Origin of the sequence: Actinoplanes sp. NPDC089786 (assembly GCF_040684855.1) — a bacterium.
In the GTDB taxonomy this organism is placed as follows: domain Bacteria; phylum Actinomycetota; class Actinomycetes; order Mycobacteriales; family Micromonosporaceae; genus Actinoplanes.
This window is the reverse complement of sequence record NZ_JBFBGU010000017.1, coordinates 26639-42256: the sequence shown is the minus strand read 5'-3', so window position 1 is coordinate 42256 and position 15618 is coordinate 26639. Positions and strand designations below refer to the sequence as shown.

Below are 15618 nucleotides of genomic sequence, written 5' to 3'. Positions count from 1 at the left end.
GACGGGTGCCCGCCCTCCCGATGTCCGTGGTCGCCACGGTCATCCGCCTCACCCGCCAGCGCAAGTTCGCCACCGCCTCGCACGGCCGCCGGGTCCTCGCCGAGCCGAAGGCCGCCTCGGCCCCGCCCCGGTCACTGACCAGGCGGTTCGACGTGTCCTCGACGCGCGACCACGGCTTCGACGTCTACCGGGTCGCGCCCCGCGGAGCGCCGCCCGGTCCGGCCGTGATCTACCTGCACGGCGGGGCGTACGTGGCCGAGATCGTCAGCCAGCACTGGTCCCTGATCGGGCACCTCGCCGCCGAGACCGGGCTGGCGGTACACGTGCCGATCTACGGCCTGGCGCCGGAGCACCACGGGCTGGAGGCGCTCGATCTCGTCACCAAGGTCATCGCCGACGTGGGTCGCTGCTATCTGGCCGGCGACTCGGCCGGCGGCGGCCTGGCCCTGATCGCCGCGCAGGCCGCGCCCGGCCGGGTGGCCGGCCTGACGCTGATGGCGCCGTGGCTCGACCTGACCATGAGTAACCCCGGCATCGACCAGGTCGAGCCGCACGACCCCTGGCTGCGCCGCGCCGGCCTGCACCCGATGGCGGCCGCCTGGGCCGGCGACGTGCCGCTCACCGACCCGCGGCTGAGCCCGATCCACGGCGACCTGGCCGGCCTGCCGCCGACCCAGATCCTGGTCGGCACCCGCGACATCACGCTGCCCGACTGCCGCCTGCTCCGCGACCGGATGCCGGCCTCGGTGCCGCTCAGCTACCACGAGGAGCCGGGCGCCATCCACGTCTATCCGTTGCTCCCGGTCTCCTCGGCCCGCGCCGGCCGTTCCGCGATCGTGTCCCACATCCGTTCGTCGTTCTCGTCCGGCGGCGACGCGCCCGGCCCCAGCCCGGCCTGATCCGGCTCAGCCGGTCGGGGTCAGCCCGGTCGAGGCGCGGAACGAGCCGTCCATCTCGAACGGCACCGACTCGTGCTCGTGCGTGACCAGCCAGCGCCCGCCGACGCGGCGCAGGCCCAGCGTCACCCGGAACCACAGGGTGAAGCCCTCGGCCGTCCCGCGCGGCACCGCGGTCAGGGAGTCGAGGCTGACAGGTCCTCCTGTTTTCTTCCCGGTTCTTTCCCGGGACGTCGAAGCGGGCCGGGCCGGTTTCGACATGCTGGGCCGAGCGAAGGAGAGAAATCATGAAGTACCTGATCCTGATCCAGTCGAACCCGCGGTCCCTGGCCGTCTGGGAGACGCTCACCGACCAGCAGCGGACCGACTTCGGCCTCGGTCACCTGCGGCTGACCGAGGAGATGCGCGAGGCCGGGGTGCTGGTGGTCAGCGAAGGGCTGGGCGACCCGGCCCTGGCCACCCAGGTCTCGGTGCGCGACGGGCGGACGATCACCTCCGACGGCCCGTACGCCGAGGTCAAGGAACATCTGGCCGGCTTCTACCTGATCGACGTGGCCGATCTCGGCGAGGCGGTGACCTGGGCCGCCAAGGCGCCGGACGCCGCGTACACCCGGGTCGAGGTTCGCCCGGTCCTCGACATGAGCACCTGGGACCTGTGACCGTCCTGCCCGACCTGCTGCGCGAGAACGCGCCGAAGGTCCTGGCGGCCGTGGTGCGCCGCTACGGCGACTTCGAGGCGTGCGAGGACGCGGTGCAGGAGGCCCTGATCGCGGCGGCCCGGCAGTGGCCGGAGACCGGTGTGCCCGAGCAGCCACGGAACTGGCTGATCACCGTGGCCGGCCGCTGGCGGGTCGTGCTGCTGCGTAACGAGACGGCCCGGCGGCGCCGCGAGGAGGCGGTAGCACCACCGGACCGCGGCGGTCCGGGCCCACCTGCTGGAGCAGGCCGGCGACCGGGGCGGCGCGCACGAGCAGTACCGGCGGGCGGCGCGGCTCACGCTCAGCCGGCCCGAGCAGCACTACCCCGAGTCGAGGGCGGCGAGGCTGCGATGACCGCGGCTCAGCTCGGGGCGTCGCCGCGGCGCATGCCGAGGGCCTCCAGGTGGCCGGCCCGATCGAGGGCGACCCGCAACGCCCAGCGGGTCGAGGCCCGGTCCACGCCGGTCAGGGCGGTGAGCGGTGTGCCCGGCGGCAGGACGGCCACGTGGTCGAGGATGTCCTCGGGGTCGGACGCGGCGATGCGGGAGCGGTAGTCGTGCCACGGGCCGCCGTCGTCGGTGGCCGCGACGTAGGTGACGTCGAGGACGAGGCCGCCGCGTGGCAGGAGCTTGGAGCCCTCCGACAGCTCGCACACCCGGAACGCGAACGACAGGCTCCGCACCGGGGTGGGCAGGACGTCCACGGTCAGGTCGTACCCGCTGCCCACCTCGACCGGCTGCGTGTCCAGCACCGCCTGCACCGCGCGGTAGGTCCACTCGACGACCGCGCCGGCGCCCGCGTGGGTCAGCTCGAAGAAGTAGGTGGCGCAGCCCCAGACCGCCTCCTTGACCGCGGACTCGCGCAGCATCGCCCCTGGTCCGAGCGTTTCCACAGTGGCGTCCATCGGCGGATGGTCCCAGCGAACGGCACGCCCGCGACGGACAGGGAATGCGACGTCAGGTGGTCACGGCGCACTTGGGGGCGATCGGCTTCCACTGGGCGCAGAACTGCTGGGCCGCCTCGGGGGACGGGAAGCCGTCCTGGAGCAGCACCCAGAAGCCGGTGCCCTGGTCGGCGAGGTCGTTGGACTGGAGGCTGTCGACCAGCTTGACCGGCATGCCGGCCGTCGCCAGCCGCTGGCGGGCCGCCTCGGCCGCGCCCTTGCCGCCGTCGTCGCCCTTGTGCGGAAAGACGTCGACCAGCGCGTACGGGCGGGCGATCGTCACCGCGGCCGGTGGGGTGGCGGCGGCCGGAGGCGGGGAGTCGCCGCGGCGGCTGCCGGGCAGCGGGATGCGGATGCCCGAGAAGGCCACCGCGGCCGTGGCGCCCAGGGCCAGCACGATGGCCACCGTGGCGGCGGCCCAGGTGGCCACCCGCGGCTTGCGGGTGCCCTTGCTGGTGGCGGTGAGCAGGGGTGGCCGGTCGGGGTCGTCGGCGTCGAGGACCTCGGCCACCACGAAGTACGGTCTCGGCGTACCCATGAAGGGCCGTGCCGGTTTGGCCGTGATCGTCACCGTCACCGACTGGCCGGGCTCGAGCCGGACCGCCGCGGGCGTCGCCGAGATGTGGCCGGCCGGCGGGTCGAGCTCGGCGTTGACGCGGACCGGTGCGGCGACCGCGCCCTCGTTGACCAGCGTCAGGTCGTAGGTGGTGCGGGCCTTGGGGCGCTCGGTCATCGTGCCGACCACCGGGATCGGGATCGCGACCGTGAGTAGGCCGGTCGCGAAGCCCGCCGGTTCGCCGGTGCCACTCTCGGTGGCCTGCACCGTGAACGGCACCATCGACGTGCTCGGCGGCTGGTCGGCGGGCGGCGCGAGGATCACCTCGACCGTTTCGGTCCGGCCGCCGGCCACCACGATGTCGGGCTGCTCGACGTACGCCCAGCCGGAGGCGCGCCCGCGCGCGACGCCGACGCGGACGGCGATCGGGGCGGCGTTCAGGTTGTGCAGTTCGACGGGGACACGCGTGGCGACGCCGGGAGCCAGGGCGACGGGCGTCGGCTGGAGGGTGAGCTCGAGGGTCACGGGAGGTGGATCACGTCATCGGGCGGGTCCACGGCCGGCGTCAGCGGCACGGGCGCCGGCTGGGCGAACGCCTCCGGGTCGCTGATCGGGACCTGGGCGGCGCCGCTGAAGTAGACGCCCTGGCCACCGGCGACCGGGACACGGCCGGTGAACGGCTGCGTGGCGGTCTGCACGCCGCCGGGCTGCTGCACGCCGCCGGGCTGGGCGCCGCCGGGCTGCGGGTGCAGCATCGGGTTGTCGGCCGCGTCCAGCGGGTTCGCGCCCATCCGGTACTCCAGGCCGTCGCTGAACCCGTCCGAGTCGCTGTCGCTGAGCCGCGCGTTCAGGCCCATCGCCTGCTCGAGGCGATCGTCGATGCCGTCCTGGTCGGTGTCGGTCTGCAGCGGCGCCAGGCTGCCGTCCATGTGACCGTCCTGGTCGGTGTCCGGCGACAGCGGGTTCAGGCCCTGGGCCAGCTCGAACGCGTCGTTGAGCTGGTCGCCGTCGGTGTCGGCCTTGCGCGCGTCGGTCTTGTGGACGATCAGTTCCTGGGCGTCGTTCAGGTTGTCGCCGTCGGTGTCGGCGCGCAGCGGGTCGAGCCCCAGCCGGCGCTCCATCGCGTCGCTCAGACCATCGCGATCGGTGTCGGCCCCACCCAGCTGCGGCGGCGCCGGCAGCGGGTCGGGAACCGGCAGGGTCTCCGGGAGTACGGACGCAGCCGCCGGAAGCACCCCGGCGTTGGGGATCGGCGTCCCGGTGCCGTCCGAGATGCCGGGCAGCACGGCGGCGAACTCGAACCGGTTGCCTGCGGTCGACTCGCGGACCCCGGCCCGGCGGTTGGCCGCCTCGACCACCTTGCCGTCGCCCAGGCTGATCGCCACGTGGGCGCCCGGCGTGCGGCCGTCGCCGGCCCGCGGCTCACGGTCGAACGAGAACAGCAACGCCCCGGGCGTGTCCTTGGCCTTGTCGACCGGAATCAGCAGACCTTTATTCTTCAGGTCGAGATATTGCGCCGTGGCGCCGTCCGGGATGGTGGTTCCGGCCTGATGCGCCGCCCACTGGGTGAATTCGGAACAGTCGAAAACGTCCGGATCGTCATCGTTCAGCTTCACCTCGGCGCCGAAGACATATCGGTCGCCTACTTGCGCTTTGGCAACTTTCAGGAACGTATCGAGAGCCGCGTTGTCGCCGCCGCCGGCCGCTCCGCCCCCGCCGCCGGCCGCCACCAGCGACTCCACCGGCGCGCCGGGACTGTCGGTGTTGGAGGCGGACACCGGGTGGCCGTACCCGGGCGTACCGGTCCAGACCCCCCGCCCGCCGCCGTCGCCGAACGAGATCGCCGCCGCCTGGGCCTCACCCTTGTGCCGCAGGTAGCGGGCGCTGTTGCCGCCGTGCGTGACCGTCCAGGGCGAGATGTCGTCACCTTTGCGCGAGACCAGGAACGCGGCCTTGGCGTTGGTCAGCGGGTCGAAGAGATCGCCCTTGCCGTTCAGATCGGGGTGGGCGCGGGCGTTGATCTGCCACAGGCCCTTGGAGTCTTCGCCGTGTGGATTGTGGGCCCGGCTGTTGCCGCCCGACTCGGCCAACGCGATCGCGGTCATCGTCGCCGCCTCGTCCGGATTGAAGCCGGCGCGGCGCGCGAAACCGTAGATCTGTTCGGCCGAGTACCTGGGCATGTGAACGAGCGTAGGAGACGTCCTCCACTCTGTATAGGACAGGCCGGGTTGCATGGCTGTACGACGATCGGATTCACCGACTCAGCCGGATGTCCGACAGAACCGGTAGCCCTATTGTTCTGATCCACTTCGCCGGTGCAAGATGTGCTCGCGGCGCGGGGGGATGTGTCGCGTGACCTGGGGGAATTGTTAATCATGCTTGCGCAGCGGCCACCCACTGTCTGGATCGATGACAGCCATGCCATCGTCCGGCGCGGAATGGCCGCCTGCCTGCAACAGGCAGATTTCGTCGTACGCGGCGAAAGCTCGACCCTTTCCCCGGCCCCGGTCACCGCCGGCCTCGACCTCCTGGTCTTCGAGTACGCCGGTCCGACGCTGCGCCGCGCCGTCCGCCTCGCCGAGGGCAAGGGCGTGCGCCTGGTCGCCACCGTCCGCGACGTCAGCGAGCAGTCGGTCCGCGAGATCGTCGACGCCGGCGTGGGCGCCGTGCTGCCCCACCGCACGCTGACGCCCGACACCCTGATCACCAGCCTGCGTGCGGTCGTCGCGGGCACCGTCGCCCTTCCGGGCGACATGCTCGCCCGCCTCCTGCTCCATGTCACCCAGACCTCCCACCTCGGCCCGACCGGCCTCAACCCGCGCGAGCGCTCGGTGCTGCGGCTGCTCGCCGACGGCCTCGACACCCGCGGCATCGCCGAAGACCTCTGCTTCTCCGAGCGCACGGTCAAGAACGTGGTGCACGACGTGCTGACCAAGTTGAACTGCCGGACCCGCGCCCAGGCGGTCGCGGTGGCCACCCGCGAGGGCGTGATCTGACCCGGTGACACGACCGGAGGATCCCTGGGCCGTCCTGGCCGACACCCTGCTCCAACGCGAGGCGCTGGTCAGCCGGCTCGCCGAGGGCCGCCCGCCGCGCGACTTCGCCGGCCTCTACGTCGGCAACGAAGAGCTGGAACGCGCGCTCGCCGCCCTGCCCGGGCTGGACGGTCCGGGCCCCGACCGGGTCACCGCGGTCCGCGCCGGCCTGGCCGCCCAGGTGGCCTCGGCCCGCGAGGCGTTCGCCACCTGGCTCGGTGGTGACTCGCGGTTCGCCGCGGTCGCGCGCACCGCCGGGCTCAGCGCGCCCGAGGCCGAGGCGCTGGCCCTGGTCGTCGCGGTCGAGCAGTCCACGGCCCGGCAGCGGCTGGTGTCCTACGTGCAAGATTCGGTGCAGCTGCCCCGGCTCACCCTCGCCACCCTCGACCGGGTCTTCGAGGACGACTCGCCGCTGAAGCCGTCCGGGCGGTTGCTCCGCGCCGGGCTGGCCCAGCTCACCGGCGACGGGGCGTGGGCGGTGCTGGCCGTGGCGGCCGCGCCCCGGCTGATCTGGCACCTGCGCGGCGACGACGCGCCCGACCCGGCCCTGCCACCGGGCACCTCGATGCGCTTCGGCCCCAACACCTGGCGCGGCCTCCTCCTCGTGCATGGCGCCGACCGCGAGAGCCGGTTGCGCGCGGTGCCGTCCGAAAACCTTCTGGTGTGTACGCCGCCCGAGAACGCCGCGGGCTGGTCGGCGGTGGTGCGCGAGGCGACGATCGGCAACCTGACCGTCGTGCTGGAACCGGCCGCGCCGCTGAGCCCGGCCGCCCGCGACGAGATCGGCAAGGCGGCCCACCTCGGGTTCGTGCTCAGCTCGCCGGGCGAGCAGCCGCTCGAAGCGGTGCCCGACCGGCCGTGGCGCGAGGTGCGGGTCGCCGACGGCGAGGCCGACGCGGACGACTGGCGGCGGGCGCTCGGTCGTGACCCCGACCCGGCCTACCGGCTGAGCCGCGAGCAGCTGCGGCTGATCTCCGCCGTCGACCCCGGCCCGGCCGCCGACGGCGTCGCCACCCGGGTGCGCCGGCTCGCCGGTGGCCACCTCGACAACGTGGCCGTCCGCATCCGGCCCCGCCGCTCCTGGGACGACCTGATCCTCCCGCCGCCCGAGGCCGAGCAGCTCCGCGAGTTGTCGGCCCGGCACCGCGGCCGCGAGACCGTCTACGGCCGGTGGAAGTTCAGCCCGCTGCCGTCGGCCGGCGTGGTCGCGTTGTTCGCCGGCCCGTCCGGCACCGGCAAGACCCTGGCCGCCGAGGTGGTGGCCGGCGACCTCGGCCTCGACCTGTACAAGGTCGACCTGTCCGCGGTGGTCAGCAAGTACATCGGCGAGACCGAGAAGAACCTCGAGCAGATCTTCGGCGCGGCCGCCGCCGGCGACCTGGTGCTCTTCTTCGACGAGGCGGACGCCCTGTTCGGCAAGCGCTCCGAGGTGAGCGACGCGCACGACCGGTACGCCAACATCGAGACCGCCTACCTGCTCCAGCGGCTGGAGACCTACGAGGGCCTGGTCGTGCTGGCCACCAACCTGCAGAAGAACATCGACCCGGCGTTCCTGCGGCGGATCGCGGTGGCCGTCGACTTCGTCCCGCCCGAAGAGGCGGAACGCCGCCAGATCTGGACCCGGGCCTTCCCGCCGACCGCGCCGGTCACCGACCTCGACGTCGACTTCCTGGCCCGCCAGTTCAAGATCACCGGCGGCGTGATCAGCAACGCGGCCCTGGGCGCGGCGTTCCTGGCCGCCGCCGAGGACAGCCCGATCACCATGCGGCACGCCGTGCTCAGCGTGAAACGGGAGTTCCAGAAACTCGGGCGCCTGCGCACCGAGAAGGAGTTCGACCGCTACTTCGACCTGGTGAATCGAGACGCCGATGCTGCATCTGCTCGATGAGACGCTGGAGGCGTTCCTGCGCAAGGTGGTGCCGCTGCCCGCCCGCGACGTGGACATCGCCTTCGACGCGCCGGACGGTGAATGGTCGGCGGCGCTGTCCTCCAAGCCGACGGTCGACCTCTACCTCTGGGACGTACGCCCCAACCTGTCCGACCGCGACTTCGGCGAGACCATCGTCGAGGCCGACGGCCGCCGCTACCGCCGCGACCCGCTGCCCCGCGTCGACTGCCGCTACCTGGTCACCGCCTGGACCAGCGAGGTGCGCGACGAACACTCGCTGCTCGGCGACGTCCTGGCCGCGCTGCTGCTCCACCCGATGATCGAGGCCGAACACCTGCACGGCCCGTTCGCCGAGGTCCGGCCCCTGCCCACCCTCAAACTCCGCAGCGGCGACGGCAGCGAGAACTCGGACTTCTGGTCGGCGCTCGGCGGCCAGCTCAAGCCCGGCCTCGACCTGGTCGTCACGGCCACGATGGACGCCGCGCTACGCGGCCCGGCCGGCCCGCCGGTCGAGGTGGTCGAGTCCCGCGCCACGTCCCTCGACGAGATCCGCCGCCTGGCCGCCGGCAACGGCTCCGGAGACTCCGCCACCCAGTGACGCCGGGCTTCGCGCCGGTTCAGCAGGTCAGGGCGGCGCGGCTGAAGGTCGCGCTGAAGGTCTCGGGCTTCGCGCCGTTTTGGGCGCGGTTCAGGACGGAGAGGCCGACCCGCACGGTGCCGGGCAGGTCGATCTGCGCGCTCCCCAGATCTGAGTACGTGGGGTTGCCCGGCTCTCGCCAGCCGGCGCTGATCCGGTCGCCCTCGCGGCGCACCTGGAGCAGGACGTGGCCGGCGTCGGTCGGCACCACGCCCTTGGTGTTCTTGAACGGCGGGCGCGGCCGGACGTGATCGCCGCCGTCGCGGTACTCGAAGGTGATCGCGCCGATGTCGCCGAAGCCGCGCTCCAACCGGACGAACGACGTCGGGCTGTTCCACACCACCAGCCCGGCGCCCTGGTAGAACTGGCCGGGCTGAACCACCACCTCGGCCTCCAGGACGAAGTCGCCGGAGTGCTCGCGCACCAACATCGGCGCGGCCGTGTGATCGGCGTAGATGTCGGCGCCGTCCGGGGCCTCCACCGTCGCCCCGCCCCCGCCGATCGCGACCGTGGCGCCGGGCTGGGTGCGCTGCCATCCCGGGTCGAGCGCGCCGCCGTCGAACTCGTCGACGAACCCGCCGCACGCGCTGGTTGTGCTGATCGGCCCGGCGGCCTGGTCGTCGCCGCCGGGGTCGTCCCGTCCGGACCCGAACCACACGATCGAGATGACGATCGCGGTGACGACCAGAACCGCGACCGCCGCCGAGACGATCACCAGGGCGCGCCGGCTCACCGGACGCGGTCCCCCCGCCTCGCCGCCCGGCGGCTTGTCGGCCGGGGGCTTGTCGGCCGGGGGAGGAGGGCCGGCGGCGAGGTCGAGGCCGGCCCGGGTGAGGAAGACCGGCGAGTCGTCGGTATTGGGCAGGTCCGGTGGCCGGGACACGACCGGCTGCCTCGCGGCGGGCACGACCTCGGTCTCCGGGGTGGTCTTGAACATCTCGGTCGGGGCGTCCGAGGGATGAACCGGCTCGGTCCGCGCGTCAAGTGGCGCCGCCTCCGGCTTCCGCGAACCGTAGGTGTTACCCGGCCGTGGCTTCGGTGTCTCCGGTCGCGGCGGCGTGGATACCGACGGAGATGCACCGAACGCACCGACCGCGGGCCCGGTGAGCGCCGCAGGCGGGGTAGGCGCAGGCGCGGCGGGTGCAGGCACGGTGGGCGCGGCGGGTGCAGGCGCGGTGGGCGTGGGCGCGGTGGGCGCGGCGGGTGCAGGCGCGGCGGGCGCGGGCGCGGCGGGTGGGACGAGACGGGTTGGCTCGGCGGTTTCTGGCTGGGGCATAGGGGTCTGGGCGGCGACCCGGGCGGCGCCCAGGGCGATGCTGTGCTCCGGGTGGGGGTCGAGGACCACGGGACGGGCGAACTCGGTGGACAGCAGCTGGGACACCAGCGGCACCCGGGCCGAGCCGCCGGACAGCAGGAACGTGCTCACCTGCTCGGCGGGGACGCCGGCCGAGCGCAGCGCCCGCCGCATCGCGCCGACCGTGTCGGACAGCGCGGGGCGGATCATCGCCTCGAACTCGGCCCGGGTCAGCCGGACCCGGGTGTGCAGCTGGGGGAGGGCCACCGGGATCAGCACCTCGGTGTCCTCGGACAGCGCCTCCTTGGCCTCGACGCAGTCGCGGCGCAGCCGGGCCAGGGCGGCCAGCACCTCGGGGTCGTCGGCGGCGCCCAGCCGGTCGGCCGGCAGCGCCGCCACGACGTGCTCGAAGACCGCCTCGTCGAAGTCCATGCCGCCGAGCTGCTCGATGCCCTCGGGCTGGCCGAGCACCTCGAAGCCGCCGGGGGTGCGCCGGAGCACCGCCGCGTCGAAGGTGCCGCCGCCCAGGTCGTACACCGCGATGATGTCGCCGTCACCCACCCGCGAGCCGGCCGCGTACTCGATCGCCGCCGCCTCGGGTTCGGTCCGCAGCGCGACCGGCGGCAGATCGGCCAGCCGGGCCGCCTGCACCAGCAGGTCACGTTTGTACGGACCCCAGTTCGCCGGGCAGGTCAGCACCATCGAGCCGGGCGGCCCGCCCTGGGTGGTGACCGCCGCCCGCAGCATGTGCTCCAGCACCCGGGCGGTCAGCGCGTGGGCCGAGAACGGCGAGCCGCCGGCCAGGATCGGCACCGGGTCGCCGATCCGCCGCTTGAACTCGCGCACCAGCCGGCCGGGCAGGCTCTCACCGCGGCGGGCGGCGGCGTCGCCGATCACGGTCGTGCCGTCCGGCGCCACGAACACCAGCGACGGCAGCTCGGCCCGGCGCGCGCCCAGGCGCAGCACCTCGACCGAGCCGTCCCGAGAGATCGCTGCGGCGGTGTGGGTGGTGCCGCAGTCGATTCCCAGCGCGTACGTCATCCGGGAACCGTGAACGATTCGAACCGGTTGATCCCGTGCTCGTCCGCGGTGTAGCCGCCGACCGCGTAGATCGTCCGGCCGATCTGCGCCACGCCCAGCCCACCCCGCTGCGGGTCGAGCTTGGGCAGCGTCGCTCCCGCGCCGTCCTTCACACACCACCAGTCGGTGTACGCGATGCCGGCCGTCTCGCCGCCGAGCAGGCACACGCCGACCCCCGGCACGTCGACGCCGACGCCGCCGTCCATCGGCGGGTCGGTCTTCTCGCCGGTCGGTTCGAGCAGCTTGCCGCCGGAGATCCGGTCGATGGTGCCGGTCTTGTCGCCCCGCTCCACGTAGCGCCCGCCGAGCAGCACGATGTCGTTGCCCTCGTGGACCGCGACCAGCCGGCGCCGGGGGTCCTGGAGCCGGCCGATCAGCGTCCACTTGCCCTTGCGCAGCGCCCAGACCTCTTCGCTCATGGTCTTGGCGTCGCGGGTGCCGCCCGCGTAGATCAGGTCTTTCCCGTCGAAGGTGGCCGCGCCGTCGACCCGGGGCTCGGGCAGCGGCACGTCGGGCAGCCAGGCCTTGCGGTCGTCGCTGAGCTTGAGCACCTGGGTCGAGCCGTTGCCCTCCCACAGGCCGCCGAGCAGGTAGAGCGTGCGGGGTGTGGCCACCAGCTGGGCGTGGGTGGTGATCCGGGGCAGTTTCGGACCCTGCGACCACTTGGCCGACTTCGGGTCGTAGATGTACGTGGTGGTCAGCTTGGTGCGGGGCTCGTCGGTCAGGGTGCCGCCGGCCACCCACACCTTGTCCTCGAACGCGGTGACGGCCGCGCCCTCCAGCGCCACCGGCAGGTCGGCCAGCTTCTTCCACCCGGCCGGTTCCGGCGGCGCGACCGACGAGGCGGCCGTGCTCGGGGCGCCCGCGGCCGGGGTCGATCCGCCCTTGTCGTCGTCGGTCTTGCGCAGCAGGAACCAGCCCACCCCGCCGATGACCAGCAGCACGGCCAGCGCCGCGGCGGAGATCGCGAGGATGCGCCCGGTGTTCCGTGGCGTGCCCGGTCCGGCCGGCGCGGCGGCCGGCGGTGGCCGGGGCGGCGGCGGTTGCGCCGGGATGAACTGGGTCGTCGGCGCCTCCGGCGACGGAGGCGGCGGCGCGGGGTTCGCGCGGTAGACCCCGGGCTGTGTGACGGTCGCGTCGACCGCGGCCTGGCCCGGGTGGTAGGCCACCGGCTGGGCGGGCCCTTGCGCTTCGGTCGGATAAGGAGCGGTGGGGTACGGGCGGCCAGGCTGATGGGGTACGGGCACCGGTGGCGCCGAGGTCACGGGCGGGGCCGAGGTCACGGGTGGAGCGGAGGCGACCGGTGGCGCGGAGGCGACCGGCCGGACCGGGGCGGCGGCCGGCATCGGCACCGGGCCACCCGCGGCCAGCGCGGCGCCGAGCGCGATGCTGTGTTCCGGGTTGCCGTCGAGCACCAGCGGCCGGCCGAACTCGGTCGACAACATCTCGCTGACCAGCGGGATCCGTGACGAACCGCCGGCCAGCAGGATCGACCGGAGCTGCCCCGCGTCGACACCGGCCGAGCGCAGCGCCCGCTTCATCGACGCCACCGTCTCGGTCAGCGCCGGGGTGATCATCTGTTCGAACTCGGACCGGTTCAACCGAACGCGGGTGTGCACCGACGGCAGCGCCACCGGGATCAGCACCTCGGTGTCGGAGGACAGGTCTTCCTTGGCCATCACACAGTCGCGCCGGAGCTGGCCGAGCGCCTCGACGACGGTCGGGTCGGCCGGGTCGAGGGCGGTCGCCATCTCGCCGAGCTGGTCGACCACGTGGGCGAGCACCGCCTCGTCGAAGTCGAACCCGCCGAGCTGTTCGATGCCGGCCGGCTCGCCGAGCAACGCGAACCCGGTTTCCGTCTTACGCAGGACGGCCGCGTCGAACGTACCCCCGCCAAGGTCGTAGACCGCGACGATCTCGCCTGGCTGGACCCGCTCCTGCGAGGCGTACTGGATCGCCGCCGCCTCGGGCTCGGAGAGCAGCCGGACCGCGCCGACCTCGGCCATCGCCATCGCCTGCTGGAGCAGCTCGCGTTTGTACGGTCCCCAGTTCGCCGGATGGGTGACGCTGATCGTGGCGGGCGGGCCCTCCTGGCTGCGGGTGACCGTCTGGTGCACGTGTTCGAGCACCCGGGCCATCAGCGCGTGGGCCGAGATCGGGGACCCGCCGACCAGCACCGGCACCGGGTCGCCGAGCCGGCGCTTGAACTCACGGGCCAGCCGCATCGGCTCGCGGGCGCCCCGGCGCTCGGCGGCGTCACCGACCAGCACCACGCCGTCGTCGCGGAGGAAGACCAGCGACGGGATCTCGGCCCGGCGGCTGCCCAGCTGCACGATCTGGGCGTGGCCGTTGACGCGCACGGCCGCCGCCGTGTACGTGGTGCCGAGATCAACGCCGAGCGAATAGGTCACGCGGAAATTAAACGGCGTCGGCGTACGGATTCCCAAGCCTGATCGCACCGCCGGGGTGTCGCCTGCACCTTCGGCTGCACCGCCGCACCTTCTTTACACATGCGTAGGCGCGGGACGCTCATCCTCGGCGGCGAGGCCCGTGAGGAGGTGCGTGCGGTGACGAGGGTCCTGATGGGCGACTTCAGCGCGCTGCACCGGCTCGGCATCGAGGCCATCCTCCGGCAGGACGGCATCGAATTGATGGACGCGGGCGACGATGTGCTCGCCCGCCTGCTGGAGGCACTACCGGACGTGATCGTGCTGGACCTCGACCGGCGCGCCACCGTTGACCTGGTACGGGAGATCGTGCACCGCTTTCCCCGGGTCAAGGTGGTCGCCTGCTCGTCGATCCGGCCGACGGTGCGGGTGTTCCCGCCGCTGCACTACGGAGAGTTCTACGAAACAGATCTTGACCCCGCGCTGCTGACCAGCGCGGTGCAGGCCTGACAACGAAGGGTGTCACCCATGGCCGCGTCGTACGGAGCCCCGGGCGTTTACATCGAGGAGCAGCCGAGCGGCTCCATGCCCATCGAGGGGGTGGGAACCGCGGTGGCGGCGTTCGTCGGCTTCACCGAGCGCTACGACGTCGAGCAGGGGGACCCCACCGACCCCGACGGCGTCAAACCGCAGCTCGTCACCAGCTGGCCGCAGTACGAGAGGGTGTACGGCGGCTTCGTCCGCGGTGCCATGCTCCCGCACGCCGTGCGCGGCTTCTTCGAGAACGGTGGCAGCGCGGCGTACATCTGCCGCATTCCGAATTCCGCCAGCAACGGCGACGGGAGCAACGGCGGCAACCCGACGCTGACCCTGCCCGCCGCGGACAACCCACAGAACCCCAGCCTGCAGATCTCCGCGCTCAACCCGGGCACCAACCTCGAGGTCGAGGTGGTCCCGCCGCCCGCGCCCGCCGAGGGTGACGGCGACGCGGGCAACGCCGCCGGCGAGTACACGCTGCGCGTCTACGAGGGCGGCCAGCTGCGCGAGGAGCTGGGCGGCCTGCAGTTCAGCGGCCGCAGCGCCCGCACCGTCGAACGCACCGTGAACGAGCGCTCCAAGCTGCTCCGCATCGAGCTCCAGCCGCTCCAGGGCGCCTCACTGGCCGAGCGCACCCCGGCCGCCGGCCGCTACGCGCTGCAGTCCCCGCCGGTCTCGGCGATCGAGGTCAGCGTCAACGACCTGGCCGGCAACGAGTCCGACCGCACCGGCTACCAGGGCCTGGCCATCGCCGAGAACGTCACCATGGTCGCGGTCCCCGACCTGGTCACCGTGGCCACCAAGGACGATGGCTCGATCGACGAGGAGATGTTCCTCGGCGCGCAGAAGCAGCTCATCGACTTCTGCGAGGCCAGCCACAGCAAGATGGCCATCCTCGACGTCCCGCCCGGTCTCAACGCGACCCGGGCCCTCGAGTGGCGCAGCCGCCTGGCCCGCGACTCGGCGTTCGGCGCGCTCTACTACCCGAACGTGGTGGTGCCGAACCCGCTGGCCCGGCCCGGCGCGACCAACGGCGAGCTCTACCTGACCGTGCCCACCTCGGGTCACGTCGCCGGCGTCTGGGCGCGCACCGACGGCGCCCGGGGCGTGTGGAAGGCGCCGGCCAACGAGGCGGTCCGGGGCATCGTCCGGCTGGAGAACGACGTCACCAGCGGCGAGCAGGACCTGCTGAACCCGGAGGGCGTCAACTGCATCCGGTCCTTCGGCAGCTACGGCACCAAGATCTGGGGCGCTCGTACGCTGGCCAAGACCGACCCGAGCTGGCGCTACATCAACGTCCGGCGGCTCTTCAACTTCATCGAGGAGTCGATCCAGCGGGGCACCCAGTGGGCCGTCTTCGAGCCCAACGACTTCGACCTGTGGCAGCGCGTCAAGCGCAACATCACCTCGTTCCTGCGCGGTCTGTGGACCCAGGGCGCGCTCGTCGGCGCCACCCCGGAGCAGGCGTTCTACGTGCTCTGCGACGCCTCCAACAACCCGCCGTCGTCGGTCGACGAGGGCAAGCTGATCGTCGAGGTCGGCATCGCGCCGGTGAAGCCCGCCGAGTTCGTGATCTTCCGGATCAGCCAGTGGCAGGGCGGCGGCTCGGCCACCGACTGAGAACCGGCGTGGACCTTTCAGCGGAAGACCTGAGTAGGAGGTAAGAG

At 73.0% G+C, this 15618-nt stretch carries 12 protein-coding genes and 2 pseudogenes; 8 read left to right on the top strand and 6 right to left on the bottom strand.

Annotated features, from left to right (window positions below; all coding sequences use genetic code 11):
* Positions 1-5 precede the first annotated feature (5 nt).
* A complete protein-coding gene (locus AB0O15_RS34260) occupies positions 6-899 on the top strand; it encodes an alpha/beta hydrolase (RefSeq protein ID WP_364327417.1) in 894 nt (297 codons plus the stop codon).
* A gap of 6 nt (positions 900-905) precedes the next feature.
* On the opposite strand, the pseudogene AB0O15_RS34255 reads toward AB0O15_RS34260, so the two are convergent.
* Positions 906-1163 (bottom strand): annotated as a pseudogene (locus tag AB0O15_RS34255) (nuclear transport factor 2 family protein); the annotation flags it as partial.
* A gap of 20 nt (positions 1164-1183) precedes the next feature.
* Between AB0O15_RS34255 and AB0O15_RS34250 the strand changes: the two are divergent.
* Complete coding sequence (locus AB0O15_RS34250; protein WP_364327414.1) at positions 1184-1555, top strand: YciI family protein; 372 nt, start codon at positions 1184-1186, stop codon at positions 1553-1555.
* Positions 1552-1725 (top strand): annotated as a pseudogene (locus AB0O15_RS34245) (sigma factor); the annotation flags it as partial. The gene AB0O15_RS34250 and the pseudogene AB0O15_RS34245, both read left to right, overlap by 4 nt.
* Before the next feature lie 230 nt (positions 1726-1955).
* Here the strand turns inward: AB0O15_RS34245 and AB0O15_RS34240 are convergent.
* Genes AB0O15_RS34240 through AB0O15_RS34230 form a run of 3 tightly spaced genes read right to left on the bottom strand, consistent with a single transcriptional unit; the run spans position 1956 to position 5273 of the window.
* Positions 1956-2498, bottom strand: coding sequence for a hypothetical protein (locus AB0O15_RS34240; protein WP_364327412.1), 543 nt, complete (start codon positions 2496-2498; stop codon positions 1956-1958).
* Positions 2499-2550: 52 nt separating this feature from the next.
* A complete protein-coding gene (locus tag AB0O15_RS34235) occupies positions 2551-3618 on the bottom strand; it encodes a hypothetical protein (protein WP_364327410.1) in 1068 nt (355 codons plus the stop codon).
* Positions 3615-5273: an NlpC/P60 family protein gene (locus AB0O15_RS34230; RefSeq protein WP_364327408.1), complete on the bottom strand. Its 1659-nt coding sequence runs from the start codon at positions 5271-5273 to the stop codon at positions 3615-3617. Before AB0O15_RS34230 ends, AB0O15_RS34235 begins: the two co-directional genes overlap by 4 nt.
* Before the next feature lie 195 nt (positions 5274-5468).
* Here AB0O15_RS34230 and AB0O15_RS34225 point away from each other — a divergent pair, with 195 nt between their 5' ends.
* Genes AB0O15_RS34225 through AB0O15_RS34215 form a run of 3 tightly spaced genes read left to right on the top strand, consistent with a single transcriptional unit; the run spans position 5469 to position 8614 of the window.
* Positions 5469-6089, top strand: coding sequence for a response regulator transcription factor (locus AB0O15_RS34225; protein ID WP_364327406.1), 621 nt, complete (start codon positions 5469-5471; stop codon positions 6087-6089).
* 4 nt (positions 6090-6093) lie between these two features.
* Positions 6094-8016 carry an ATP-binding protein gene (locus AB0O15_RS34220; protein ID WP_364327404.1) on the top strand — a complete coding sequence of 641 codons (1923 nt, stop codon included), beginning with the start codon at positions 6094-6096 and terminating at the stop codon, positions 8014-8016.
* A complete protein-coding gene (locus AB0O15_RS34215; protein WP_364327401.1) occupies positions 7997-8614 on the top strand; it encodes a DUF4255 domain-containing protein in 618 nt (205 codons plus the stop codon). The genes AB0O15_RS34220 and AB0O15_RS34215 overlap by 20 nt, the downstream gene beginning before the upstream one ends.
* Before the next feature lie 19 nt (positions 8615-8633).
* Here the strand turns inward: AB0O15_RS34215 and AB0O15_RS34210 are convergent, their stop codons facing one another.
* Positions 8634-10988, bottom strand: a complete 2355-nt coding sequence (locus tag AB0O15_RS34210) for an Hsp70 family protein (RefSeq protein ID WP_364327399.1) — start codon at positions 10986-10988, stop codon at positions 8634-8636.
* On the bottom strand, positions 10985-13438 hold the full coding sequence (locus AB0O15_RS34205; RefSeq protein WP_364327397.1) for an Hsp70 family protein: 2454 nt from the start codon (positions 13436-13438) through the stop codon (positions 10985-10987). Before AB0O15_RS34205 ends, AB0O15_RS34210 begins: the two co-directional genes overlap by 4 nt.
* Before the next feature lie 99 nt (positions 13439-13537).
* Between AB0O15_RS34205 and AB0O15_RS34200 the strand changes: the two genes are divergently transcribed.
* Positions 13538-13924, top strand: a complete 387-nt coding sequence (locus tag AB0O15_RS34200; RefSeq protein ID WP_364327394.1) for a hypothetical protein — start codon at positions 13538-13540, stop codon at positions 13922-13924.
* Between the two features lie 18 nt (positions 13925-13942).
* The gene (locus tag AB0O15_RS34195; RefSeq protein ID WP_364327392.1) at positions 13943-15571 is read left to right on the top strand and encodes a phage tail sheath C-terminal domain-containing protein; all 1629 of its coding nucleotides are present in this window, start codon (positions 13943-13945) and stop codon (positions 15569-15571) included.
* Positions 15572-15618: the final 47 nt, after the last annotated feature.